The following is a 21,864-nucleotide window of genomic DNA, read 5'->3' as shown; positions in this document are numbered from 1 at the left end:
CCAGGAGCCGCCTCGTCATGACCGCCGATCTCATACCCGCCCAGGCGTCGCACGGCGACGGGAAGCACACCGAGGCCGCAGCCCGCAAGCAGCGCATCCGGCGGCGGCTGGAGCGGCTGATCGGCATCGCCGCGACCGAGGGAAACCACCTCACGGCGCTGCGCAACGGCGACGAGATATTCCCCGCGATGCTGCGGGCGGTGGCGGAGGCCGAGTACACGATCGACATGATGACGTTCGTGTACTGGAAGGGCGACATCGCCCGGGACTTCGCGTTCGCGCTGGCGGAGCGGGCGCGGGCGGGGGTGCGGGTACGGCTGCTGCTCGACGGGTTCGGCTCGCGGCTCATCGACAAGGAACTCCTCGCCGAGATGGACGCGGCGGGGGTGACGGTCGCCTGGTTCCGCAAGCCGTTGCGGCTCTCGCCCCTCAAGCAGAACCACCGCTGTCACCGCAAGGCGCTGATCGTGGACGAGGAGCGCGCGTTCACGGGCGGCGTGGGCATCGCCGAGGAGTGGTGCGGGGACGCCAGGCATCCCGGCGAGTGGCGGGACACGCACGTGGAAGTGCGCGGACCGGCGGTGGACGGCGTGGCGGCGGCCTTCGCACAGAACTGGGCGGAGTGCAGCGACGAACTCTTCGACGACCGCGACCGGTTCGTGGAGCACCGGGCGCAGGGCGACGCGGTGGTCCAGGTGGTGCGCGGGTCGGCCAGCTTCGGCTGGCAGGACATGCAGACCCTGCTGCGGGTGGTGCTGGAGTCGGCGGAGGTACGGGTGCGGCTGGCCACGGCGTACTTCGCCCCCGACGCCTACTTCGTCGAACTGCTGTGTGCGACGGCGCGGCGCGGTGTGGAGGTGGAACTGCTGCTGCCGGGCCCGTACACCGACAAGCGGGTGTGCCAGCTGGCCGGCCAGCAGCACTACGAGGAGCTGACGGCCTGCGGGGTGAAGATCTGGCACTTCCAGCCGACGATGATGCACGCGAAGATCATCACGGTCGACTCGGTGGCCACGCTGACGGGTTCGACCAACTTCGACCGGCGGTCCCTGGACCACGACGAGGAAGTGATGCTGGCGGTGCTGGACGAGGAGTTCACCGCCGTCCTGGACGGGCACTTCGACGAGGACGTGGCCCGCAGCGAGGCGATCGACGGCGAGAGGTGGCGCCGGCGGGGCGTGCTGCAGCGGCTGCGGGAGGCGTCGGTCACGCCGATCAGGCGGTACTTGTAGGGCCGGGTGCGGGGGCGTCCGCGGGACTCTTCGTGCAGTCGTCGGCGGAGCCCTTCGTACGCTCGGCCGGGAGTACGGGGAAGTCGCCCTCGCCGCCGGGGCCCGGGTCGGGGCGTACCGCGTCGGTGAGTCCCGCGCGGGCCGCCTCCAGCTGAGCGGCGAAGGCGACGCCGAGGAAGAGGGCGACGCCGGTGAGGTTGGCCCACAGGAGCAGCGCCACGAAGGCGGTCAGCGGGCCGTACAGCGCGCCGAAGCTGCCGCTGTGCGCCACGTAGACGGTGAGCAGCCAGGTCGATCCGACCCACAGCACCAGGTGCACGGCGGACCCGAAAGCGAGCCAGGTGTAGCCCGGTTGGCGTCGGCGCGGTGACCACCGCAGGATCACCGCGGAGGCCACCCAGGTCAGCAGGACGCCGGCCGGGATGTCCATGGCGTGCCACCAGCCCAGCCACCAGCCCGGCCGGCCGAACGCCGCGGCCAGTGCGTCTCCCACGGCGTCGCCCGCGACCAGTACGAGGAAGCCGAGCACCAGCGGCACTCCGGCGGCACCGGCGAGCAGCATGCTCCGGCCGTACTTGCGGGGGAACGGCCGGTCCCGCTCGATCCCGTAGATGCGGTTGGCGCCGCGTTCGATCTGTGCCATCGCGGACGTCAGGTTGACCAGCGCGAAGACGAGTCCGGTCCACATCGCGACGGCCGTCCAGGTGCCCGCGCCGGCGCTGTGCCGTGCCTCGTCGAAGGCCTCGGCGACGAGGTCCGCGCTGTTGCCGGGGACGATCTTGACCAGGGTGCGTTCGACCACCCGGCCCACCGCGTCGGTGTGCACGGTGGCCGCCGCGCCGACGACGGCGACGAGGAACGGCACGATGCCGAGCACCACTTGGTAGCCCAGCGAGCGGGCGTGGCTGAATCCGTCGGCGTACCGGAACCGTGCGAACGCGTCGATCAGCAGCTTGCGGCCGCCGTAGTGCCGCAGAGCGGTGAACGCCTCGTCGCCGGAGAGCTCGTCCCCGATCATGTCCCGGGTCTGCGGCACGTGTACGGCAGTTCCCATCCCGCCCACGCTACAGCGGTACGGAGGCCCGCGCGCACCCCGCCCCGGGTGCGCGCGGTGGCCTTCAGCGGCCGGGGTCGGGCTCGCCCTCCGCGATGCCGGAGCCCGCCGACGCGTCCTCGGGCTCCGCCCCGCCGGACTCCCCCGCGTGGCCCGGGGGCAGGAGCGGCGGGTTCGCCAGCCGGACGAGTTCCAGGGCCTGGTCGGGGAACCAGTCGCCGGCCTTGGGGTCGACCGTGCCCCGTTCCGGGTCCTTGGGACCGGGCGTGCCCCGCAGGCACAGTCCGTCCGACTCGCCCGGCGTCTTGATCCACAGTTTGGCGTCGTGCAGCGGATCGCCGGTGCGGGTGGTGGGCCGCACGCCGAGGCCGCGGCCCGGCGGGTTGCACCAGTCCTGCGGGTCGGTGTACTTGTCGGCGGGCGGGCTCCAGGGGCCCTTGCCGTTGCGGCTGGTGTCGGTGACGAAGTGCTTCATCCTGCCCGGTGCGGTGGTGACGTTCTCGGCGATCCAGGCCTGCGCCTCGGCCTTCGGGTCCTTCTGGGAGGGGCAGTCCTCGGCCTTGCCGCCGGCGTCGACGTGTGCCAGGCAGGACGAGATCAGCTTGCCGTACCAGGAGTTCGCCTCGTCGGTCTGGTAGTTGGAGGCGTTGGTGTAGAAGCCGGTGGCGTTCTTGATGCCGCCCTTCACCAGGCGCGGCACGATACTGGCGACGTCGTGCCAGCCGGCGTGCCCGGTGTCGAGGTAGACGCGGGTGTTGCGGAGCGCCGCGAGGGTGCTGACCGCGTAGTTGACCTCTTCGTAGCGGGCGTCGGTCTTCTCCTTCTCGTTGCCTTGCCCGCACTCGGAGGGCAGCAGCGCGAGCGAGTCGGGTTCGAGGACGACGAGCGCGTCGCGCTTGCCGATGCCCTTGGCGACGCCGTCGATCCACGCCTTGTACTCGGCGGTGTTGCTCGCGCCGCCGGCGGAGTAGTGGGAGCAGTCGCGGCCGGGGATGTTGTAGAGCGCGAAGACGGGCATGGAGCCGTCGACGTCGGCGTCCCGGGTGACGGCGCGGGCGTCCTTCTCGACGGCTGCGGGCGTCTGGTCGCCGTACCAGACGGCGTGCGGGGTGCGCACCATGCCGATGATCCGGATCGCGTCCTTGCCGAGGCGTCCGCCCGCCTGCCCGAGTTCGAGTGCCTGCTTGTACGCGTCCGGGTTGGCGAGGGGGGTGTAGAGGCGGGGGCTGCCGGCGAGGGCGGGGGCGGGCGGGCCCGCGGCGGCCGCGGGGGGTTCGGGTGCGCCGGAGGCCGGGCCCGCGGTGACGGCCCAGATGACGCCCGCGGCGAGCGGGGGGAGGGCGGCGAGGGCGAGGGTGCCGCGGCGGTGCAGGGGGTGGCGCTTGCGGCGGTGGCGCGAATCCGGACTCAGGGTCGGTACGGGCTGCACGGGTCGCATGGGGCACTCCTGGGTCGCGAGGACGTGCGGGAGCGGTTCCCGCACGAGAGTTGCCCAGGGCCATGTGCGCGTCAAGAGTGGGGAAGCTTCCGTTGCTCCCGGGCACGGAACTCACGGTGCATCAGATCGGGCCCGGGGGCGCCTTGGGACGAGCGGACGGGTGAGCGGCACCGCCGCGCCGCACACCCGGTGACGACGGGTCAGGATGGGCGCGGAGAGGGCCGTTCCGGGGCCGCTCGTCCGCGCGTCGGGGGTCCTCGCGGAACGCATTCCGAAGCGGGGTCCCCGGTGCCGCTCGTGCGCCCCTTGCGTTACGCCGCGTCCCCGGTCTCGCGCGGTTGTGCCCCGTCGTGGTGGATCGGCGTGTGCGCCCCCGCCAGTGACACTCCGGTCCCGCCCCTCCGCGCGGCGACGATCTCCGCCGCGATCGACAGTGCCGTCTCCTCCGGCGTCCGCGCGCCCAGGTCCAGGCCGATCGGCGAGTGCAGCCGGGCCAGCTCCTGTTCGCTCAGGCCCACCGCCCGGAGGCGTTCGTTGCGGTCGAGGTGGGTGCGGCGGGACCCCATCGCGCCGACGTAGGCGACCGGAAGCCGCAGTGCCAGTTCCAGCAGGGGGACGTCGAACTTGGCGTCGTGGGTGAGCACGCACAGGACGGTCCGGCCGTCGATCCGGCCCTCGTCCCGGGTCGCGGACAGGTAGCGGTGCGGCCAGTCCACGATCAGCTCGTCCGCCTCCGGGAAGCGGGCCCGCGTGGTGAAGACGGGCCGCGCGTCGCACACGGTCACGTGGTGGCCGAGGAACTTCCCGGCCCTGACCAGTGCGGCGGCGAAATCTATCGCCCCGAAGACGATCATTCGGGGGGCCGGCACGCTCGACTCGACGAGCAGTGTCAGCGGCTGTCCGCAGCGCGAGCCGTCCGCGCCGATCTCCAGGGCGCCGGTCCGGCCCGCGTCCAGCATCGCGCGGGCCTCGGCCGCGGCGGTGCCGTCCAGGCCGGGGTGCCCGCCGAGCCCGCCCTCGTACGTGCCGTCGGGGCGGACGAGCAGGGGGCGGCCGAGGAGTTCCGCCGGGCCCCGGGTGATCCGGGCGAGTGCGGCCGTTCCTCCTTCGGCGGCGGCCGCACACGCGGCGGCGACGACCTCGCGTCCGGGGAAGTCGTGGCGCACCGGGGTGACGAGGACGTCGAGGACGCCGCCGCAGGACAGGCCGACGGCGAAGGCGTCCTCGTCGCTGTAGCCGAAGCGTTCGACAACGCTTTCGCCGTCGTCCAGTGCCTGCTTGCACAGTTCGTAGACGGCGCCCTCCACGCATCCGCCGGAGACCGACCCAATGGCCGTGCCGTCGCTGTCGACGGCGAGGGCCGCGCCGGGCTGCCTGGGCGAGCTCCCGCTGGTGGCCACGACCGTGGCCACGGCGAACTCCCGTCCCTGCCGGGCCCACCGGTCCAGCTCCTCGGCGATGTCCAGCACGGCGGTCTCCTCGGGTCGAGGTGCGGATGTGTGGAGGGCGTCGGGCCCCCGTAGGGGTACTGCTACCCCACGCCGAGCCAGCTCTCCAGCGGGTGCAGGGCGAAGTACACGACGAAGATCCCCGTCAGCGCCCACATGAAGACGCCCAGCTCGCGGGCCTTGCCCTGGGCCACCTTGATGACGGTCCAGGCGATGACGCCCGCGGCGACACCGGTGGTGATGGTGTACGTGAAGGGCATCAGCACGACGGTCAGGAAGACCGGGATGGCGGTGGCCCGGTCGGCCCAGTCCACGTGGCGCGCGTTCTGCATCATCATCGCGCCGATGACGACCAGGGCGGCGGAGGCCACCTCGGCGGGCACGATCGCGGTGAGCGGGGTGAAGAAGAGACAGGCGGCGAAGAAGAGGCCCGTGACGACGGCCGACAGGCCCGTGCGGGCACCCTCGCCGACTCCCGTCGCGGACTCCACGAAGACGGTCTGTCCCGAGCCGCCCGCGACACCGCCGATGGCACCGCCGGCGCCGTCGACGAACAGTGCCTTGGACAGGCCGGGCATGCGGCCCTTGTCGTCGGCGAGCTTGGCTTCCGTGCCGACGCCGATGATGGTGGCCATCGCGTCGAAGAAGCCGGCCAGCACCAGGGTGAAGACGATCATGCCGACGGTCAGCGCGCCGATGTCGCCCCAGCCGGTGAACTGCACCTCTCCGAAGAGCGAGAAGTCCGGCATCGAGACCGCGCTGCCCGTGAGCTCCGGAGCACCGCTGGTCCAGCTCTTGGGGTCGATGTCGATGAGCGCGTTGAGGACGATCGCCAGGGCGGTGCCGGTGACGATGCCGATCAGGATCGCGCCGGGCACGTTGCGGGCCTGCAGCATGAAGATCAGCAGCAGGGTGACGGCGAAGAGCAGCACGGGCCAGCCGGCGAGTTCACCGGTCGGGCCGAGGGAGAGGACCGTCGCCTTGCCGGGGTGCACGAAGCCGGCCTTCACCAGCCCGATCAGGGCGATGAAGAGGCCGATGCCCATGGTGATGCCGTGCTTGAGCGCGAGCGGGATCGCGTTCATGATCAGTTCACGCAGCCCGGTGACCACCAGCAGCATGATCACGACGCCGTACATCACGCACATCGCCATGGCCTGGCCCCAGGTCATCTGGGGTGCGACCTGGGAGGCGAGCACGCCGGAGACACTGAGACCGGCCGCGAGGGCCAGCGGGACCTTGCCGACGAAGCCCATCAGCAGGGTGGTGACGGCCGCCGCGAGCGCGGTCGCGGTGATCAGCGCCGGCTGGCTGAGGACGCTGCCCTCGACGTCCTCGCCGCCGAGGAGCAGCGGGTTGAGCAGGAGGATGTACGCCATCGCCATGAAGGTGGTGATGCCGCCGCGCACCTCACGCGCGACGGTGGACTGCCGGTCCGATATGTGGAAGTAGCGGTCGAGCCACGACCGCCCGGCCGGCGGGCGCGATCCCGCGCCGGCGTCCTCCGACGATGTTCTTGGCTCCACTGACGACTGGGTCATGATGCCTGTCTCCCAAGGTTCATAGGGGCATCCCGCATACCGCTCGCGGTTGGGGAATTCGGGGACTTCAAAGGGCTGCACGACCCGGAGGACGGTCCGAGACGAACGCATACGAACTGCACTTGCGGTGAGACTGCCGCCGGGTGGGCGGACTGTGGACCCCGGGCGACGTGGCGGGAGGAAGTGTGACGTTCCTGTCGGCAGCGCCGCCCGGGAGTTCTGGGGGGGCGGGATCATGTCCCGGTCAGGCGCTCCCGCCGTACTGAAGTGCGGTAGAGATCCAGAAGGCGCCCGGGACGCCGGTGGTCGAAGCTGATCCCGGCCGTCCCATCGGTGCCACCCGCGAGGTGCACAGCGGTGGAGTGCTCGGCCTCGGCTGCGAGCGCTTCCTCCCAGCCGGCGGGGCGAAGGAAGTCCATGCGTGGCTCTCTCTTCGTATCGGGGGGCGACTGTCCGGTTGCGTTCTGTTCCGCGCCGCTCCGGGGCCTTCGTTCATGCCCCGTTCACACGGTCGTGGCCTCAGTACACAAGCCGCAGGTGACACGGTGCAGTCACCGAAACCATGAAGGAGTTGGCTGGTCGCCCATCTCGTCTTGTAGATTCGAACGAAAGGCGGGGATCGGCAACCTCTCCGCACCTCACGGAGAACACGACTCCACCCCCGGTACGAGAAAGAACGGCGGCGACACGACGATGCGGCTGCGCGCCCTGCTGGAAACCGATGCGCTGGGCCTGCGCCTGATGGGCGGCGAGGAGGAACTCGACCGCACCGTGCGCGGCGTCATGACCACCGACCTGCGCGACCCGAGCCGCTACCTCTCCGGCGGCGAGCTGGTGCTGACCGGGCTGGCCTGGCGGCACTCCCCGGAGGATTCCGAACCGTTCGTACGGCTCCTCGCCTCGTCCGGCGTAGTGGGCCTGGCGGCGGGCGAGGCGGAGCTGGGCAGCGTGCCGGCGGACCTGGTCGAGGCGTGCGAGCGGCACCGCCTCCCGCTCTTCTCCGTCAGCGAGGCGGTGGCCTTCGCCACGATCACCGAGCACGTCGTGCGGCAGGTGTCGGGCGAGCGGGCGGGGGACCTGGCGGCGGTGGTCGACCGGCACCGCCGGCTGATGACGTCGGGACCCGCCGGCGGCGGCCCCGAGGTCGTCCTCGACCTGCTGACCTCGGACCTGGACCTGCACGCCTGGGTGCTCTCCCCCGTCGGCCGCCAGGTGGCAGGTTCCGACGCCCCGCTGTCCGCGGGGGTCGGCCCCGCCCTGGCCGCCGAGCACCTGGCGGCCAGCCGTACGGGCCGCCGCAGTCCGCACCGGGTGATGCTGGACGGCACCCCGTACTCGCTGTTCCCGATCCGCACGGCGGACCGCAACGCCGCCGCCCTCGCCGGCACGGCCGCCTCCCGCGACGTCCGGGAGAGCGTCCTGTCGGACTGGCTGCTGGCCGTGGAGGCGGACGCGGGCGACTGGCCGGCCGCCCGTCTCGACCTGCTCCAGGGCGTCACCCAGCTCATCGCCGTGGAGCGCGAGCGCCGCGACGCGGCCCGTACGGTGCGGCGCAGGCTCGCCCAGGAGGTGCTGGAGCTGGTCCAGGCGGGTGCACCGCCCACCGAGATCGCCGCCAGGCTGCGGGTGGCCGCCCCGGTGCTGCTGCCCGGTCTGGGGGCGGCACCGCACTGGCAGGTGGTGGTGGCCCGCATCGAGTGGGACGGCGGCGCCGTCGAGAGCGGTCCGGCCGCGCAGGCGCTGCTCGAAGAGATCTTGGTCGACCCCACCATTCCGGCCGACTCGCTCGCCACCTCGGCCGAGCCCGCCGACCGGATAGCGGTGGCCTACAGCGGAGAGGAGGCCATCGCGCTGGTTCCGCTGCCCGCCGTGGCCGCCGATCTGCCGGAGGAGGGCGCGAGCCCCGGGCTGCACGCGGAGACGCTGCTGACCGCCGTACAGGCGCCCCTGTCGGGCGGGCTCGCCGACGACGGGCGGCTCACCCTGGGTGTCAGCGCCCCGGTGCACTCCGCGGAGGGCCTGCGCGGCGCCCTGGAGGAGGCCAGGCACGCCCGCCGGGTCGCCGCCGCCCGCCCCGGCCGGGTCGCCGCCGCGGGCCACCACGAGCTGGCCTCGCACGTGCTCCTGCTCCCCTTCGTCCCCGACGACGTGCGCCGCGCCTTCACCGCACGCCTCCTGGACCCGCTGCGCGACTACGACCGCAAGCACCGTGCCGAGCTGATCCCCACCCTCGAAGCGTTCCTCGAGAGCGACGGCTCCTGGACGCGCTGCGCGACCCGGCTCCACCTGCACGTCAACACGCTGCGCTACCGCGTCGGGCGGATCGAGCAACTGACGGGCCGTGACCTCTCGCGACTGGAAGACAAACTGGACTTCTTCCTGGCCCTGCGCATGAGCTGACCCGAAATCGTCCCCCTGCGGACGAGCGGGCGGAACCCCCGCTTTGTGAAAAAATTCACCCGGCCTCTTGGCCCGGTGCGCCAATCCATGCTGTGATGCGCACGACCGGACGTCCGAAGAACCATCCGTAGGACATCCGCACGGTTCTACTTCACAGCTCAATGGCGCGCTCGGGGAGGGCAATGTGGCGGACACCGCCATGTCTGGTTCCGGTACGGAGTCCGACTCGGAGTCGGCGGGGGCTTTCGAGGGGGGAGGCGGGCCGCTCCAGACCGCGGTGTGGCGGTTGCGCTCCCGTGGCTGCTGGACGGACGCAGCGGCCCTCCTGGAAGCCCGCTCCGGGGCGGCCGCCGCACTCCAGCGCGCGGCGCTGCTCGTGGAGCGCTGTCTGTTCACCGAACAGGGCTGGCCGGAGGCCGAGGAGGCGCTGCGCAGCGCCGAGGCCCTCGCCAAGGACGACGACGAGCGCGGCGGGGCGGCCTGCGAACGCGGCCATCTCGCCTACGCGTCAACGGTATTGGGGGTACGGGACCGGGCGGACGAAGCCCGGTCGGCGCTCGGCCGGGCCGCGGCCCTCCTGCACCCCGGCTCCGCCAACCGCCCGCTGCTCGATTTCCGGCGGGGCCTGATCGCCGAGCACCTCTCGGACTCCCCGCAGTCGGCACGCGCCGCCTACCGCCGCGCCCACGCGGGGGCCACCACCCACCACAAGCCGCTGCTGCTCTCCTTCACCTGGCGGCACCTGGCCGGACTGGCCCTGCGCGAGGGGGAATTGGCGGAAGCGCGGCACGGGTTCGCGGAGTCCCTGCGGATACGCGAGGAACTCGGCTACCTCGTGGGCACGGCACCGGCACTGGCCGCCCTCGCGGATGCCGAGCCCGAGCCGGAGGCGACGCGGCTGCGTGCGGAGGCGTCCCGGCTGTTCCACCTGCTGGACGGGGTCCCGACGTGGCTCGCGTCGCAGCTGTCGCCGCCGGCCGCGGCGATCTGAACCCGTTCGGGTGGACTTGTCCCGCACGGGCCGGGGGCAGGGCGGGCGGGACCCCTTCAGGAGTGCGGGTGCCCGCGCGCCTTACGGCCGGCCGGCACCGCCCGCGAAGTGCTCTCGTACGAGTGACTCCACGGCCAACAGGTCCCGGTCGAGCAGGGCTTCCAGCAGTGCCGTGTGCTCGGCGGCGTCCGCCACCAGGTCCGCCCGGCCGCCGTCGCGCGCGCCCGCCAACGGCCACTGCGCCCGCCGGTGGAGTTCGGCCGCGGTCCGCACGAGCTGGGCGTTGCCGCTGAGGCCGAGCACCGCGCTGTGGAAGGCCCGGTCGGCCTCCGCGTACGCGGCCCGGTCGCCCCGGGCCGCCGCCATGGTGGTGGCAACGGCGTGCGGGCGCAGACCGCGCCACTGCGCTGCCTCCACGGTGCGGGCGAGTCCGAGCATGGTCGGCACCTCGATCAGTGCCCGTACCTCCGCCAGGTCGGACAGCTCGGCCTCGTCGCGTTCGGCGACCCTGAACCCGCGGTTGGGGACCACCTCCACCGCGCCCTCCAGGGCCAGTTGCTGCATCGCCTCGCGCACCGGCGTGGCCGAGACGCCGAAGCGGGCGCCGAGGGCGGGGCCCGAGTAGACCTGGCCGGGGGCCAGTTCGCCGCTGACGAGAGCGGCACGCAGCGCGTTCAGGATCTGGCCGCGCACGGAGTGCCGGACGAGCCGGGCCGGAGCCGGACGGGGTGCGGTGGGTGTGCCGTGGAGGTGGTCCCCGTGCGTCTGTGGGGCGCGCGGCCGGCGTTCGCCACGGGTCTGTTCGGGTACCCGCTCCTCGGCCGCGGAGGGTGCGGCGGAGGCGTGTCGCCGGTGCTGCTCCACCTGGTCCACCTCCGTTGTGCGGGCTCATGTACCTCTGGTGCAGCCTAGGCGGCACGTCCCGCAGTTCAAATCCGGGAATGATCGGGTAAGGTAAGGCTTACCTGCACACGACCCAAGATTTCGATTCGGTGGTCCCCTGCATGACCGTCCCCGCCCTGCTCCCCTCCGGCGCAGCACGTCCGCCCGCCGCGTCCGCCGTGGCGGACTCCTACGCGCGCCTGACCGAGGTCTTCCCCTCGCTGGTCGTGCGGGAGCTGGCGGAGGGCGAAGCGGCCCCGCGCGGCGGCGGCTGGGTCGGCGCCGACGAGCTGGCCGCCGGGGGCGGCGCCCTGGACGCGTTCCTGGCCTGGGACAACGCGCAGGTGGTGCGGGACTACGGGCAGCGGGCCCGCCCCGACGTGATCGCCAGTTTCGGCCTGCACCGCTACGCCTGGCCCGCCTGCCTGCTGATCACCGTGCCCTGGTTCCTGCACCGCCGGGTGCCCCGGACGCCGGTCTCCCAGGTGGCGTTCCAGCGGGTGCTGGGCCGGATGACCGTGCGGGTGGAGGAGTTCGCGTGTCTGCCGGACGATCCGGCGGCGGCACTGCCCGGCGCGCGCGTCGTGCCCGACGAGGAGGCGCTGCGCGCGGAGGCGCGGGACGCGCTGGCCGAGCATCTGGAACCGGTGCTGACGGGCTTCGGGCCGCGCATGCGGCGGCGGGCGCACGCGCTGTGGGGCATGGCGACGGACGAGATCGTCGAGGGCCTCTGGTACGTGGCGCATCTGCTCGGCGAGGAGCAGCGGGCCATGGCGGAGCTGGAGCTGCTGCTGCCCGGCGCGACGGCCCCCTACCGCGCCGCCGCCGGCTTCCGCGAGCTGACCGGTCCGAACGGCGAGTCGCTGCCCACCCGGGACCGCGCCACCTGCTGTTTCTTCTACACCTTGCGCCCCGAGGACACCTGCACCACCTGCCCCCGCACCTGTGACGCGGACCGGGTACAGAAGCTCCTCGCGCAGGCCGTAACCTCCGCATGATCGCCACGCCACCCGTGCGGGTGGCGTGATTCGAACCCAACTCCGCAGACGGGAGCGGCAGTTCGAAAAATCGCCACCTTTCCGCATGACGCGGAGTCCCGTTGGCGTTCTCTTGTCCCGAAACCCCTTGTGCACCTCGCGGCGTGGGCCAATATGTCGCCGGAACGCACCGAGCGCGATCCGCGGTCCGCACTGCGTGGGCTGTCCCCGGGACCGTCTCCACGAACGTGGTCGCCGCTGCGCTGACGCAAAGGGACTCCGCAATGAGAATGACCGACATATCGCTGGACTGGCTGCTTCCCGCCGTCGTGATGATCGCGGGTGTCCTGGCGGCCGTCGCGGTGGTCGCTCGCGGCAAGCGCGCGGGCGCGAAGGCCGGTGCGAGCAGCGAGGACTCGTGGGAACGCAGCGAGGAGCGGCGCCGCAGGAAGGAAGCCTTCTACGGAAGCGCCTCCTACGTGCTGCTGTTCTGCTGCGCCGCAGTGGCCGCCGCCCTGTCCTTCCACGGGCTGGTCGGTTTCGGGCAGCAGAACCTGAGCCTGTCGGGCGGCTGGGAGTACCTGGTCCCGTTCGGGCTCGACGGGGCGGCCATGTTCTGCTCCGTGCTCGCCGTACGGGAGGCGAGCCACGGCGACGCGGCGCTCGGTTCGCGCCTGCTGGTGTGGACGTTCGCCGGGGCCGCCGCCTGGTTCAACTGGGTGCACGCGCCTCGGGGGTTCGGGCACGCGGGTGCTCCGCACTTCTTCGCCGGCATGTCGCTGTCCGCGGCGGTCCTCTTCGACCGCGCGCTCAAGCAGACCCGCCGGGCGGCTCTGCGCGAACAGGGCCTGGTACCACGCCCCTTGCCGCAGATCCGCATCGTTCGCTGGCTGCGGGCGCCCCGGGAGACCTTCGGGGCCTGGTCGCTGATGCTGCTGGAGAACGTACGGACGCTCGACGAAGCGGTCGACGAGGTGCGCGAGGACCGGCGGCAGAAGGAGCAGAACCGTCTCCGCAGGCGGGAGCACGAGAAGCTGGAGCGGGCGCAGTTGAAGGCCATCAACCGGCAGCACCGCGCCTGGGGGCGAGGGCGCGGCGGGCGGCAGGTCGATGTGCCGGCCCTGGGGTCGGGCGGGCCGGGCGCCGCGCCGCATGCCGTCGCGGAGCCCGCCATACCCGAGCCGGGACAACTGCCGCTTCGCTCCCGGCCCTCCCTCCAAGCCGTGAAGGCCGCTGGGACCAAGGGAGTTGAGACAAGGACGGTCGATCTGACCGCCGAGGACGACACGCAGGCCCTGCCCCGGCTGGACTCGCTGGAACAGAAGCTCAAGGACCTTGAGCAGCAGTTCGGTTGACCGGGCGGGCAGGTCCGCCCGCAGGAACGCGACGGGGGTTCGGCCGGATCATTCAGCGGTCGGATCCCCGTCGAGTTCGAACCACACCACCTTCCCACCGCCGTGGCCCTGCATCCGTACGCCCCAGGCGTCGGCGAGGGCCTGTACCAGGAACAGTCCCCGGCCATGCGTGCTGCCGTCGGGTTCCGCGTCCGCGAGCAGCGGTTCGGGGAGCTGCTCCAGCCGGTCACGCACCTCCACGCGGAGCCTCGCGGCGGCCAGTGCGGCCGTCACCTCCGCATCGCCCTCGGTGTGGATGAGGGCGTTGGTCACCAGTTCGCAGGTGAGCAGTTCCGCGATGTCGGCACGGCCGGGCCGGCCCCAGCACCGCAGCAGCTCGCGCAGGGCGTGCCGGACTTCGGGCACGGCCGTCAGGTCGGCGTGACCCAGCCTGCGGCGCAGCCCCGCCGTCTCGTACCGTCGGCCGTCCTCGTCCGCCATCTGGGCGGCGGGCGCACGGGCGTCCGCGTTCGACGTCCCCGGGCCCCCCGCCGCCGAGCACCCGTGTACGACCGGCCCGGCGCCGACCGGATGTTGTCTCGTCATAACCCCCACCCACACCCCGGTTCGACCCTTTCGTCTCGAACGCCCTCACCGAATGCATGCCCCGCCGGGGAGCTGACACGCATGTCCGGCGGGGGCTGAGTGAGTACCGGGTGCCGGGTTTCGCCCCATCGTCCGATGCACGGCTGCCGTTCCCGGCGTATCGATTGCGGGGGCGGGGGCGTACGCGGGCTTACGGGCGGGGGACGTTGCGCAGGTTGGAACGAGCCATCTGAAGCATCCGTCCCACGCCGCCGTCCAGCACCACCTTCCCCGCGGACAGGGCGAAGCCCTTCACCTGAGCGGCCTTGATGTGCGGCGGGATGGACAGCGCGTTGGGGTCGGTGACGACCTCGACGAGAGCGGGGCCCTTGTGCCGGAAGGCATCCTTCAGGGCGCCCTTCAGCTCCTTGGGCTTCTCCACGCGCGCCCCGTAGGCACCGCAGGCGCGGGCCACCGCCGAGAAGTCAGGGTTGTGGTTGGTGGTGCCGTACGAGGGCAGCCCGTCGACCAACATCTCCAGCTCCACCATGCCGAGCGAGGAGTTGTTGAACAGGACGACCTTCACCGGCAGGTCGTACTGCACGAGGGTGAGGAAGTCGCCCATCAGCATGGAGAAGCCGCCGTCGCCGGACATGGAGACGACCTGCCGGTTCCGGTCGACGAACTGGGCACCGATGGCCTGCGGGAGGGCGTTGGCCATCGAGCCGTGCGAGAAGGAGCCGATGACACGGCGGCGTCCGTTGGGGGTGAGGTAGCGGGCCGCCCAGACGTTGCACATGCCGGTGTCGACGGTGAACACCGCGTCTTCGTCAGCGAGTTCGTCGAGGACGGACGCCACGTACTCGGGGTGGATCGGGGTGTGCTTCTCGACCTTACGGGTGTACGCCTTGACCACGCCCTCCAGCTGGTCGGCGTGCTTCTTCAGCATTTTGTCGAGGAACTTGCGGTTGCTCCTGGCCCGTACCCGCGGGGTCAGGCAGCGCAGCGTCTCGCGGACGTCGCCGCAGACACCCAGGTCCAGCTTGCAGCGTCGTCCGAGGTGCTCCGGGCGCACGTCCACCTGGACGATCTTCACGTCCTTGGGGAGGAAGTCGTTGTACGGGAAGTCCGTGCCGAGCAGGATCAGCAGGTCGCACTCGTGCATGGCCTCGTACGCCGCGCCGTAGCCGAGCAGCCCGCTCATGCCGACGTCGTACGGGTTGTCGTACTGGATGAACTCCTTGCCGCGCAGTGCGTGCCCCACCGGGGCCTTGATCCGCTCGGCGAACTCCATCACCTCGGCGTGCGCGCCCGCGGTGCCGCTGCCGCAGAACAGGGTGATCTTCTGCGCGCCGTCGATCAGCGCCGTCAGCTCGGCGATGTCGGCGTCACCGGGCCGTACGACGGGCCGCGAGGTGATGAGGGACTGCTCCTGGGACTCCTCGGCGACGGGCTCGCCGGCGACGTCGCCGGGCAGCGAGACCACGCCGACTCCGCCCCTGCCGACCGCGTGCTGGATGGCCGACTGGAGGACCCGGGGCATCTGCTTGGGGGTCGAGATCAGCTCGTTGTAGTGGCTGCACTCGTCGAAGAGCTTGTCGGGGTGGGTGGCCTGGAAGAAGTTCAGGCCGATCTCGCTGGAGGGGATGTGCGAGGCGAGCGCCAGCACCGGGGCCATCGAGCGGTGCGCGTCGAACAGGCCGTTGATCAGATGCAGGTTGCCGGGTCCGCAGGAACCGGCGCAGGCGGCGAGCTTTCCGGTGATCTGGGCCTCGGCGCCTGCCGCGAAGGCGGCGGTCTCCTCGTGCCGCACGTGCACCCAGTCGATGGCGTCGTTGCGGCGGATGGCGTCCACGACCGGGTTGAGACTGTCGCCGACGACTCCGTACATGCGCTGGACGCCCGCCTGCACCAGGATGTCGACGAACTGCTCGGCCACCTTCTGCTTCGCCATGACGCGGCGCACCTCTCCGTAGGTAAATAGGACAATCTTCTCGCTCCTGCCCATCAACCCACGAAAGATGCGCTCATGCCTCCCAGGCGGCCACCGCTGTGCGGTCGTCGGCGTACCCCTTGACGCGCAGGGTCACGTCCGCGAGGTAGGCGGCGAGGCCGGGTGGGTCCTTCCGGGCCCAGCGTTCGGCCAGCTCGTCGGCGAACGCGTTCTCGCCGCGCAGGGGCTCCGCGAGGCCTGCGCTGCACAGCAGGAGCGTGTCACCCGACCGGGCCACCGACGCCCGGAACCGGAAGGGGGAGGTCGGCGGGACGGTGTCCACGTGCGGGCCGGGGGGCGTGGTGATCCCCAGGTCCATGGTGAGCCGGTCGCCCTGCCCGGTCACCTCGGGAGTGCCGTGCAGCGGCGTCTCGTCGACCGGCGCCGGAGCCGGTGCGGAACCGAAACCGACCACCGGTGCGCCGACGAGCGCATCGGGGCGCGGCTCCGGGGGCTCTATGTCCTGCCACCGGCCGTCGCGCAGCCGCAGCAGGCCTCCTCCGCCGACGCCGAAGAAGACCCTGGTGCGGCAGTCCGGGTCGGCGGGGAGGAGCAGGCAGCGCAGATCGGCGGTGTGTTCCTCCGGCTCCAGACCGAGTTCCGCGGCACGCGCGCGGAGCTTGCCGAAGGTCCGGTCGGTGAGGCGGTGCAGACCGGACTTGAGGTCACCGCGCCGCCCCGCCCTTATGTCCTCGGCCAGTCGCGCCTGGCTGCGGCCGACCGACCCGGCGATCCAGCGGCAGGCGTCTGCGGCCGCGAGGTGCGCGCCCTCGGCGGCCCGCGCACCGCTCGCGACCGCTACCAGGACAAGGGCGCCGGGACCGTTGCCGAACCGGGCGGTGAGCAGTGCGTCGCGCCGGAGTTCGCCGCGGTAGCGGGCCGAGTCCCCGCGCACGGAAGCGGCCCGCAGGGTGTACGTGCCGTACTGCGCGCCGTCGAGCACGGTGTCCGCGACGAGGCTGCCCAGGTCCTGCGGGTCGGCGACGGGAAGGGCGGTCGGCTCGGCCTCGTAGGTGGGCGGGCCGTCGCCGATGTGGGTGACGGAGGGGCGGTCGGGGGTGGTGGGGCGGCCGGCCGCCCTCGTGGCGGGCGGCTCGGAGGGCTCTCCCGGCGGCTCCCAGGCCGGGTAGGACGTGGGGAGCGGCGGCAGGTCGCGCAGCGAACGGCCCTCCGGCACGGGGCTGGTGCGGGGATCGGGGGCGGCGGGAGCCGGGGGCGGGGGTGGCCCGGCAGGGGGCGCCGAGCCGGAGAAGGGCCCGGCAGGAGGTGCCGTTGCGGGAGGGGGCGCGGCCGGGGGCCGGGTGGCGGGGCCGGAGGCCGTTTGCGGGACCGGGGGTTCGGCCTTCTCGGCCGCCGTCGTGCGCGGGTCGTCGTCGGTCCCCGCTGTACCGGGGTCGGGGACAGGCGCGTTCGTGCGCGGTTCCGGCAACGGGGCCCGCCCCCGGCCTTCGGTCGGTTCGTCCCAGAGGCGGCCGGCACGACGGCCCCCGCCCGCCGCTGGCGAACCGGGAGCACCGGGCGGTCCCGGGGGCGACGGCGGCGGCCCCCACGTGGCCGACGAGGAGACGTCGGGCTCCGAGCGTCCGGACGGCGTCGAAAAGCCGATGTCGGGGGCCGATCCCGTATCCGAGGCGGGCGGGGCGTCCGGGGCCGTCGGGGGCAGCGGGGGGATGTGTGGCGCTCGGGACGGCCGGGGGGTTACGGGCGCGGAGGGTGCCGCGGGCGCGCAGGGTGCGGTCCATTCCGCCGTACGGTCGGGCGCGGGGGTCGTACGGTCGGGCGTCCCCTCCGTACGGTGGGATACCGCGTCCGTACGGTCGAACAGAGCATCCGTTCGGTCAGGCGCCGCCTCCGTTCGGTCGGCTTCCGCGTCCGTACGGTCGGGCGCCGCGTCGTCGTCCCTTGGGGCCCGAGGCCGTCCCGATGCTGGGTCCCGTGCGTCGCGGGAGGGGGACGGTGCGTCGCGGGGGCCGGCGTCACGGGACGGATCCGGCGCCAAGTCGCGGCCGGGGCCCGGGATCTGCGCGGAGGCCGGGGCCTGCGTCTGTGCCGGGGGCGGGTCCTGGTCTCGCGCGGTGGCCTGGGTCGGTTCCGCCGTGCGGTCCGCTTCCGCTCCCTTCCGGCGGGGGGTCGGAAGCCAGGCGTCCCATTCCCGTGTGGTGGGCCCGGACGCCTCCTGCCGCGTGCCGCGGGGGTCCGGGCCGAGAGTGCGGGGTGAGCGTCCGGGTTCCGGCGGCTCCCACGGAGCCGGGGGGCGCGGGACGTCGACGTGCGGGGTCTCCCGGGCGTTGCGGGATGCGTCCGCGGGTGCCGTCGGCGTCGAGTCGAAGTGGTCGTCGAGCGTGTCGGGTGTGCGGGTGGGCCCCGTGTCCGGGGCCGACTCGTCGTACAGCCGGTCCCACCAGTCGTCCTCGGCGTGCGTGCGCCGCTCCCCCTGCTGACTCATGCCCCTATTGTCCACCGCTGAGACGATTCGGAAACGGGGCAGGAGGAAAAAAGACGCTCCGACGGGAAGCCCCGCCCCCAAGAGCGGGTTCCCGACGGCCGTCTCGCCCTACGGAGGTCAACTGCCGTGGAGTGCGCGCACTTCGTGGGGCGAGCACGCGCACGAGGGCGGATTCGACGCGTATGTGCGTCACTTCGGATCGGGACGGACGGCACCCGACGGCACCCGAGCGGGTGGGCTGCGTCGACGGCGGGAAGGCGGTGGTGACCCACCCCTACCCGGACGAGGAGTGGGCCCGCCCCTGCCCCTTCGCATAGTGGCGTCGCGCACGGTCCCGGTTGCCGCAGTCGCCCGAGCTGCACCAGCGACGGCTGCCACCACGCGTGCGGTCCAGGAAGAACCAGCCGCAGCCCGGCCCCTCGCACCGTCCGATCCGGTCGACCGAGGGGCCGGACAGCAGTTCCTCGGCCCGCAGCGCGAGAGCATCCGTCAGCCCCGCCGGTTCCCTCCGCACGGGCAACCGCGCGGGTACGTAGGCACGCTGATGCGCCGTCAGAACCATGCGCTGCAACACCTCCCAGGCCGCGGACGGCAGCGCCGCGCGATCCGTGTGGGCGTCCAGGATCTCACCGAGCGCCGTCCGGAGCCGGATCAGGCCGTCCAGGTCGTACCGTCCGGGCGCACCGAGACCGGCCCGCGCCGCCCAGGTCCGCCACTGCCCCGGGCCCGACACGCGGTCCGCGCGACGCGTCGCGTCGGTGCGCCAGGCGACCGTGTTGACGAAGTCGAGAGCGGGGTGCCCGGCTAGGAACTCGGGCTCGATGGATGCAAGTTGCGCCATTTCGGTACGATATCATTCTAACGGTCTCGCGGCGTTTAGCTTGTTAGACTCCTGGGATGAGCGATTCCCCTCGCGACCGGTTCCGGGCCGGTCTGCGCATAGGCGCCGGATTCGCGGCGGCCTCTTTCCTGCTCTCCGTCTCCTTCGGCGCGGTCACACAGGCCCAGGGCTGGGGCGTTGTCGTGCCGATCGTCTGCTCGGCCGTGGTGTTCTCGGGCTCGGCCCAGTTCGCACTGGTCGCGTCCCTGTCGACCGGGGGCCTCGGCACGGCGGTCGCCGCCGCGGCGATGATCAACAGCCGTTTTCTCCCGATGGGCGTCGCCGTCGCGGGCGACCTGCGCGGGGGGCGGTTGCGGCGGGCCTTCGAGGGCCAGGCGGTGGTCGACGCGTCGTGGGCCGCCGCGCACCTGGGCGGCGGCCGGTTCGACCGGCTGCTGATGTTCGGAGCGACGGTCGTGCAGTGGCCCGCCTGGGTGGCGGGCACTGCTCTGGGCGTCGTGCTCGCCCCGGACTCCGCCCTCCAGCACACGCTCGGGCTGGACGTGCTCGCCCCGGCGCTCTTCGTCGCCCTGCTCCTGGACGAGCTGCGCAAGGACCGCGCCAACCGGTTGCCCGCCGCGCTGGGCGCCGTCCTCGCCGCCGGCCTCATCGCGTTTCTGCCCACCGGTCTCGCCCTGATCGGCGCGGGGGCCGCCGCACTGCTGGGGCTGCGCGGCGGGAAGGGGGCGACGGCGTGAGCGCGACGACGCTGTGGACCGCCGTCGCGGCGGTCGCCCTGGTCAGCTTCGCCTTCAAGGCGGCGGGCCCCGCCGTGCTCGCCGGGCGCGAGCTTCCCGCGCGGGCGCGCACGGTGATCGCGCTGCTCGCGCCGGTTCTGCTGGCCGCCTTCGTGGTGGTGGGGATCGCCGGACCGGGCTGGTCGGGCCTCGACGTGGCGGTGATCGCGGGGCTCGGCGCTGTCGTCGTCCTGCGGCTGTGCCGCGTGCCGCTCCTGGCGGCGCTGGTGGGGGCCGTACTCGTCACCGCGCTCGTGCGGGCGGCGGGGGGCTGAGCAGGTCCGCCGCCGGGCGCGCGGTGTGCGGTGCCCGCAGATCCGCGGGCGCCGCATTCGCGGCCTCTGCGACCAGGGGCGCCGCAGCCCGGCTTCCCGCGGCCGGGCTCCCTGCCGCGCCCGGGACACCGCCTTCCAGGGGCGCCGCACTCCGCACCCGCGCGGTCGACGTCCCGGCCGCGCCCGCCTTCCCACCGTCCGGGGGCACCGAGCCCGGTGCCCCCGGGTCCGAGACCCCGCCCGCGGCCAGGGGCCCGCACAGGTGGGCGGTCGCGTACGACCGCCAGGGCCGCCACAGGTCGTCGTCCGGGCCACCCGGCAGGGACACGTCCGGGTCGCCGAGGGCCCGCATCCGGATCAGGGCGACGGTGCGGGCGTCCAGGCCAGGGACGGCGGCCAGGGCGCGCGCCGCCTCCTCCCGGTCGGTGCCCGGGTCGAGACGTACGGCTCGGGAGGCGAGGGCGGTGGCCAGCGGACCCGCGTCGGGCTCGCCGATAAGGGCGTCCGGGCGGGGAAAGAGTCGGTCGAGGGCGCCGCACGGGTTCGGGAGGGTGTCGCCGTACGTCTCGACCAGTTCGGCGGCGCGGTCCCGGCCGACCCGCAGCCGCACGGCGCACTCGTCCGGGTCGGCCGCGCCGGGGGAACGCAGCCCCGGGCGGGCTTCGACATGGCGGGCGAGCCGCTGGTCCGCGCCGAGCCGCTCGTCGACGGCGTACGGGTCGGCGTCCAGGTCGAACAGGCGGCGCAGGCGCTGCACGGCGGTGGTGAGGTCGCGCAGGTCGGTGAGGGAGAGGCGGGCCGCCAGCCAGCCGGGGTGGGCGGCCTCGTGGACGGCGACGAGACCGGTGCCGTGCGGGAGGCGCAGGGTGCGGCGGTAGGTGCGTGCGCCGGGCTCTCCCCGTACTTCTTCGACGCGGGGGACGGCCTCGCGGGCCAGGAGGTCGAAGGTCGCGCGGGCGTCGTAGGGGCCGCGGTGGGCGAGCCGCAGCGGAATGCCGGCCGACAGTTCCGCGGCGGGCGGGGCGAGCCGCGTGCCGGACTCGGTGCGCAGTTCGGTGGGGGTCCGTGCGTAGGTCTCGCGGAGGGTGTCGTTGAACTGGCGCACGCTGGCGAAACCGGCGGCGAACGCGACGTCCGTGACGGGCAGCGCGGTCGTCTGGAGCAGGAGGCGTGCGGTGTGGGCGCGCTGGGCGCGGGCCAGGGCGATGGGCCCCGCGCCCAGTTCGGCGGTGAGCTGGCGCTGGACCTGCCGTGCGCTGTACCCGAGCCGGGCGGCGAGGCCGGGGACGCCCTCGCGGTCCACCACCCCGTCGGCGATCAGCCGCATCGCCCGGCCCACCGCGTCGGCGCGTACGTTCCACTCCGCCGAGCCGGGCACCGCGTCCGGGCGGCAGCGGCGGCAGGCCCGGAAGCCGTTGCTCTGGGCGGCGGCGGCCGTGGGGTAGAAGCGGATGTTGCGGCGCTGCGGGGTCACCGCGGGACAGCTCGGGCGGCAGTAGATGCCGGTGGTCGTCACCGCGAAGAAGAACACCCCGTCGAAGCGGGCGTCACGGCTGCTGACGGCTTCGTACCGCATGTCCTGCCGACTGTCCGTCCGGGTGTGTGGCTCCGCGTTCATACCCCCAGTGTGCGTCCGCGGCCGACGCGGGGC

17 protein-coding genes and 1 pseudogene are annotated in these 21,864 nt (G+C 73.1%); 7 read left to right on the top strand and 11 right to left on the bottom strand.

Translation table 11 applies throughout. From position 1 onward, the window contains the following. The first annotated feature begins 17 nt into the window (after positions 1–17). Positions 18–1,232, top strand: a complete 1,215-nt coding sequence (locus HNQ79_RS04675; protein ID WP_185027171.1) for a phospholipase D-like domain-containing protein — start codon at positions 18–20, stop codon at positions 1,230–1,232. On the opposite strand, the gene HNQ79_RS04670 is transcribed toward HNQ79_RS04675, so the two are convergent. The 5 genes and pseudogenes from HNQ79_RS04670 to HNQ79_RS04650 all read right to left on the bottom strand — a co-directional run. Then, entirely contained in the window at positions 1,216–2,286 is a 1,071-nt protein-coding gene (locus tag HNQ79_RS04670; protein ID WP_185027169.1) for a YihY/virulence factor BrkB family protein, read from the bottom strand. The genes HNQ79_RS04675 and HNQ79_RS04670 overlap by 17 nt on opposite strands. 64 nt (positions 2,287–2,350) lie before the next feature. Continuing rightward, positions 2,351–3,724, bottom strand: a complete 1,374-nt coding sequence (locus HNQ79_RS04665) for a glycoside hydrolase family 6 protein (RefSeq protein ID WP_185027167.1) — start codon at positions 3,722–3,724, stop codon at positions 2,351–2,353. A 311-nt stretch (positions 3,725–4,035) separates the two neighbouring features. Beyond that, on the bottom strand, positions 4,036–5,193 hold the full coding sequence (locus HNQ79_RS04660) for an XdhC family protein (protein ID WP_185027165.1): 1,158 nt from the start codon (positions 5,191–5,193) through the stop codon (positions 4,036–4,038). A 62-nt stretch (positions 5,194–5,255) separates the two neighbouring features. After that, the gene (locus tag HNQ79_RS04655) at positions 5,256–6,713 is read right to left on the bottom strand and encodes an NCS2 family permease (protein ID WP_185027163.1); all 1,458 of its coding nucleotides are present in this window, start codon (positions 6,711–6,713) and stop codon (positions 5,256–5,258) included. A 251-nt stretch (positions 6,714–6,964) separates the two neighbouring features. Beyond that, positions 6,965–7,132, bottom strand: a pseudogene (locus HNQ79_RS04650) (FAD binding domain-containing protein); the annotation flags it as partial. Between the two features lie 274 nt (positions 7,133–7,406). Between HNQ79_RS04650 and HNQ79_RS04645 the strand changes: the two are divergent. Both HNQ79_RS04645 and HNQ79_RS04640 read left to right on the top strand, forming a co-directional pair. Further along, positions 7,407–9,113, top strand: coding sequence for a PucR family transcriptional regulator (locus HNQ79_RS04645; RefSeq protein WP_185027161.1), 1,707 nt, complete (start codon positions 7,407–7,409; stop codon positions 9,111–9,113). Positions 9,114–9,297: 184 nt separating this feature from the next. Next, on the top strand, positions 9,298–10,104 hold the full coding sequence (locus HNQ79_RS04640) for a hypothetical protein (protein WP_373312464.1): 807 nt from the start codon (positions 9,298–9,300) through the stop codon (positions 10,102–10,104). An 81-nt stretch (positions 10,105–10,185) separates the two neighbouring features. Here the strand turns inward: HNQ79_RS04640 and HNQ79_RS04635 are convergent, their stop codons facing one another. Continuing rightward, positions 10,186–10,968, bottom strand: coding sequence for a GntR family transcriptional regulator (locus HNQ79_RS04635; protein WP_229923205.1), 783 nt, complete (start codon positions 10,966–10,968; stop codon positions 10,186–10,188). Between the two features lie 140 nt (positions 10,969–11,108). Here HNQ79_RS04635 and HNQ79_RS04630 point away from each other — a divergent pair, with 140 nt between their 5' ends. Both HNQ79_RS04630 and HNQ79_RS04625 read left to right on the top strand, forming a co-directional pair. Continuing rightward, positions 11,109–11,984 carry a (2Fe-2S)-binding protein gene (locus tag HNQ79_RS04630; protein ID WP_185027158.1) on the top strand — a complete coding sequence of 292 codons (876 nt, stop codon included), beginning with the start codon at positions 11,109–11,111 and terminating at the stop codon, positions 11,982–11,984. A gap of 263 nt (positions 11,985–12,247) precedes the next feature. Continuing rightward, positions 12,248–13,318, top strand: coding sequence for a DUF2637 domain-containing protein (locus HNQ79_RS04625; RefSeq protein ID WP_185027156.1), 1,071 nt, complete (start codon positions 12,248–12,250; stop codon positions 13,316–13,318). A 48-nt stretch (positions 13,319–13,366) separates the two neighbouring features. Here the strand turns inward: HNQ79_RS04625 and HNQ79_RS04620 are convergent, their stop codons facing one another. The 4 genes from HNQ79_RS04620 to HNQ79_RS04605 form a co-directional block, all read right to left on the bottom strand. Further along, complete coding sequence (locus HNQ79_RS04620; protein WP_229923231.1) at positions 13,367–13,798, bottom strand: ATP-binding protein; 432 nt, start codon at positions 13,796–13,798, stop codon at positions 13,367–13,369. Between the two features lie 295 nt (positions 13,799–14,093). Further along, complete coding sequence (locus HNQ79_RS04615) at positions 14,094–15,836, bottom strand: pyruvate dehydrogenase (RefSeq protein WP_185027151.1); 1,743 nt, start codon at positions 15,834–15,836, stop codon at positions 14,094–14,096. A 73-nt stretch (positions 15,837–15,909) separates the two neighbouring features. After that, a complete protein-coding gene (locus tag HNQ79_RS04610; RefSeq protein ID WP_229923232.1) occupies positions 15,910–17,481 on the bottom strand; it encodes a protein phosphatase 2C domain-containing protein in 1,572 nt (523 codons plus the stop codon). Between the two features lie 1,114 nt (positions 17,482–18,595). Next, complete coding sequence (locus HNQ79_RS04605) at positions 18,596–19,162, bottom strand: CGNR zinc finger domain-containing protein (RefSeq protein ID WP_185027147.1); 567 nt, start codon at positions 19,160–19,162, stop codon at positions 18,596–18,598. A gap of 56 nt (positions 19,163–19,218) precedes the next feature. Here HNQ79_RS04605 and HNQ79_RS04600 point away from each other — a divergent pair, with 56 nt between their 5' ends. Together HNQ79_RS04600 and HNQ79_RS04595 are read left to right on the top strand one after the other, a co-directional pair. Further along, positions 19,219–19,899, top strand: coding sequence for an AzlC family ABC transporter permease (locus tag HNQ79_RS04600; protein WP_185027145.1), 681 nt, complete (start codon positions 19,219–19,221; stop codon positions 19,897–19,899). Continuing rightward, complete coding sequence (locus HNQ79_RS04595; protein ID WP_185027143.1) at positions 19,896–20,213, top strand: AzlD domain-containing protein; 318 nt, start codon at positions 19,896–19,898, stop codon at positions 20,211–20,213. Before HNQ79_RS04600 ends, HNQ79_RS04595 begins: the two co-directional genes overlap by 4 nt. On the opposite strand, the gene HNQ79_RS04590 is transcribed toward HNQ79_RS04595, so the two are convergent. Further along, complete coding sequence (locus HNQ79_RS04590) at positions 20,182–21,831, bottom strand: AlkA N-terminal domain-containing protein (protein WP_221507329.1); 1,650 nt, start codon at positions 21,829–21,831, stop codon at positions 20,182–20,184. The two genes, HNQ79_RS04595 and HNQ79_RS04590, sit on opposite strands and share 32 nt — an antisense overlap. Between the last annotated feature and the right edge of the window lie 33 nt (positions 21,832–21,864).

The organism is Streptomyces candidus (assembly GCF_014207445.1).
Lineage (GTDB): Bacteria > Actinomycetota > Actinomycetes > Streptomycetales > Streptomycetaceae > Streptomyces > Streptomyces candidus.
This window is presented reverse-complemented; position numbering and strand designations above follow the sequence as displayed.

Excerpts from the sequence above, each read along its gene's own strand:
- HNQ79_RS04675 (WP_185027171.1), top strand. The coding sequence starts at position 18 with ATGACCGCCGATCTCATACCCGCCCAGGCGTCGCACGGCGACGGGAAG.
- HNQ79_RS04670 (WP_185027169.1), bottom strand. The coding sequence starts at position 2,286 with ATGGGAACTGCCGTACACGTGCCGCAGACCCGGGACATGATCGGGGAC.
- HNQ79_RS04665 (WP_185027167.1), bottom strand. The coding sequence starts at position 3,724 with ATGCGACCCGTGCAGCCCGTACCGACCCTGAGTCCGGATTCGCGCCAC.
- HNQ79_RS04655 (WP_185027163.1), bottom strand. The coding sequence starts at position 6,713 with ATGACCCAGTCGTCAGTGGAGCCAAGAACATCGTCGGAGGACGCCGGC.
- HNQ79_RS04645 (WP_185027161.1), top strand. The coding sequence starts at position 7,407 with ATGCGGCTGCGCGCCCTGCTGGAAACCGATGCGCTGGGCCTGCGCCTG.
- HNQ79_RS04630 (WP_185027158.1), top strand. The coding sequence starts at position 11,109 with ATGACCGTCCCCGCCCTGCTCCCCTCCGGCGCAGCACGTCCGCCCGCC.
- HNQ79_RS04625 (WP_185027156.1), top strand. The coding sequence starts at position 12,248 with ATGAGAATGACCGACATATCGCTGGACTGGCTGCTTCCCGCCGTCGTG.
- HNQ79_RS04620 (WP_229923231.1), bottom strand. The coding sequence starts at position 13,798 with ATGGCGGACGAGGACGGCCGACGGTACGAGACGGCGGGGCTGCGCCGC.
- HNQ79_RS04615 (WP_185027151.1), bottom strand. The coding sequence starts at position 15,836 with ATGGCGAAGCAGAAGGTGGCCGAGCAGTTCGTCGACATCCTGGTGCAG.
- HNQ79_RS04605 (WP_185027147.1), bottom strand. The coding sequence starts at position 19,162 with ATGGCGCAACTTGCATCCATCGAGCCCGAGTTCCTAGCCGGGCACCCC.
- HNQ79_RS04600 (WP_185027145.1), top strand. The coding sequence starts at position 19,219 with ATGAGCGATTCCCCTCGCGACCGGTTCCGGGCCGGTCTGCGCATAGGC.
- HNQ79_RS04590 (WP_221507329.1), bottom strand. The coding sequence starts at position 21,831 with ATGAACGCGGAGCCACACACCCGGACGGACAGTCGGCAGGACATGCGG.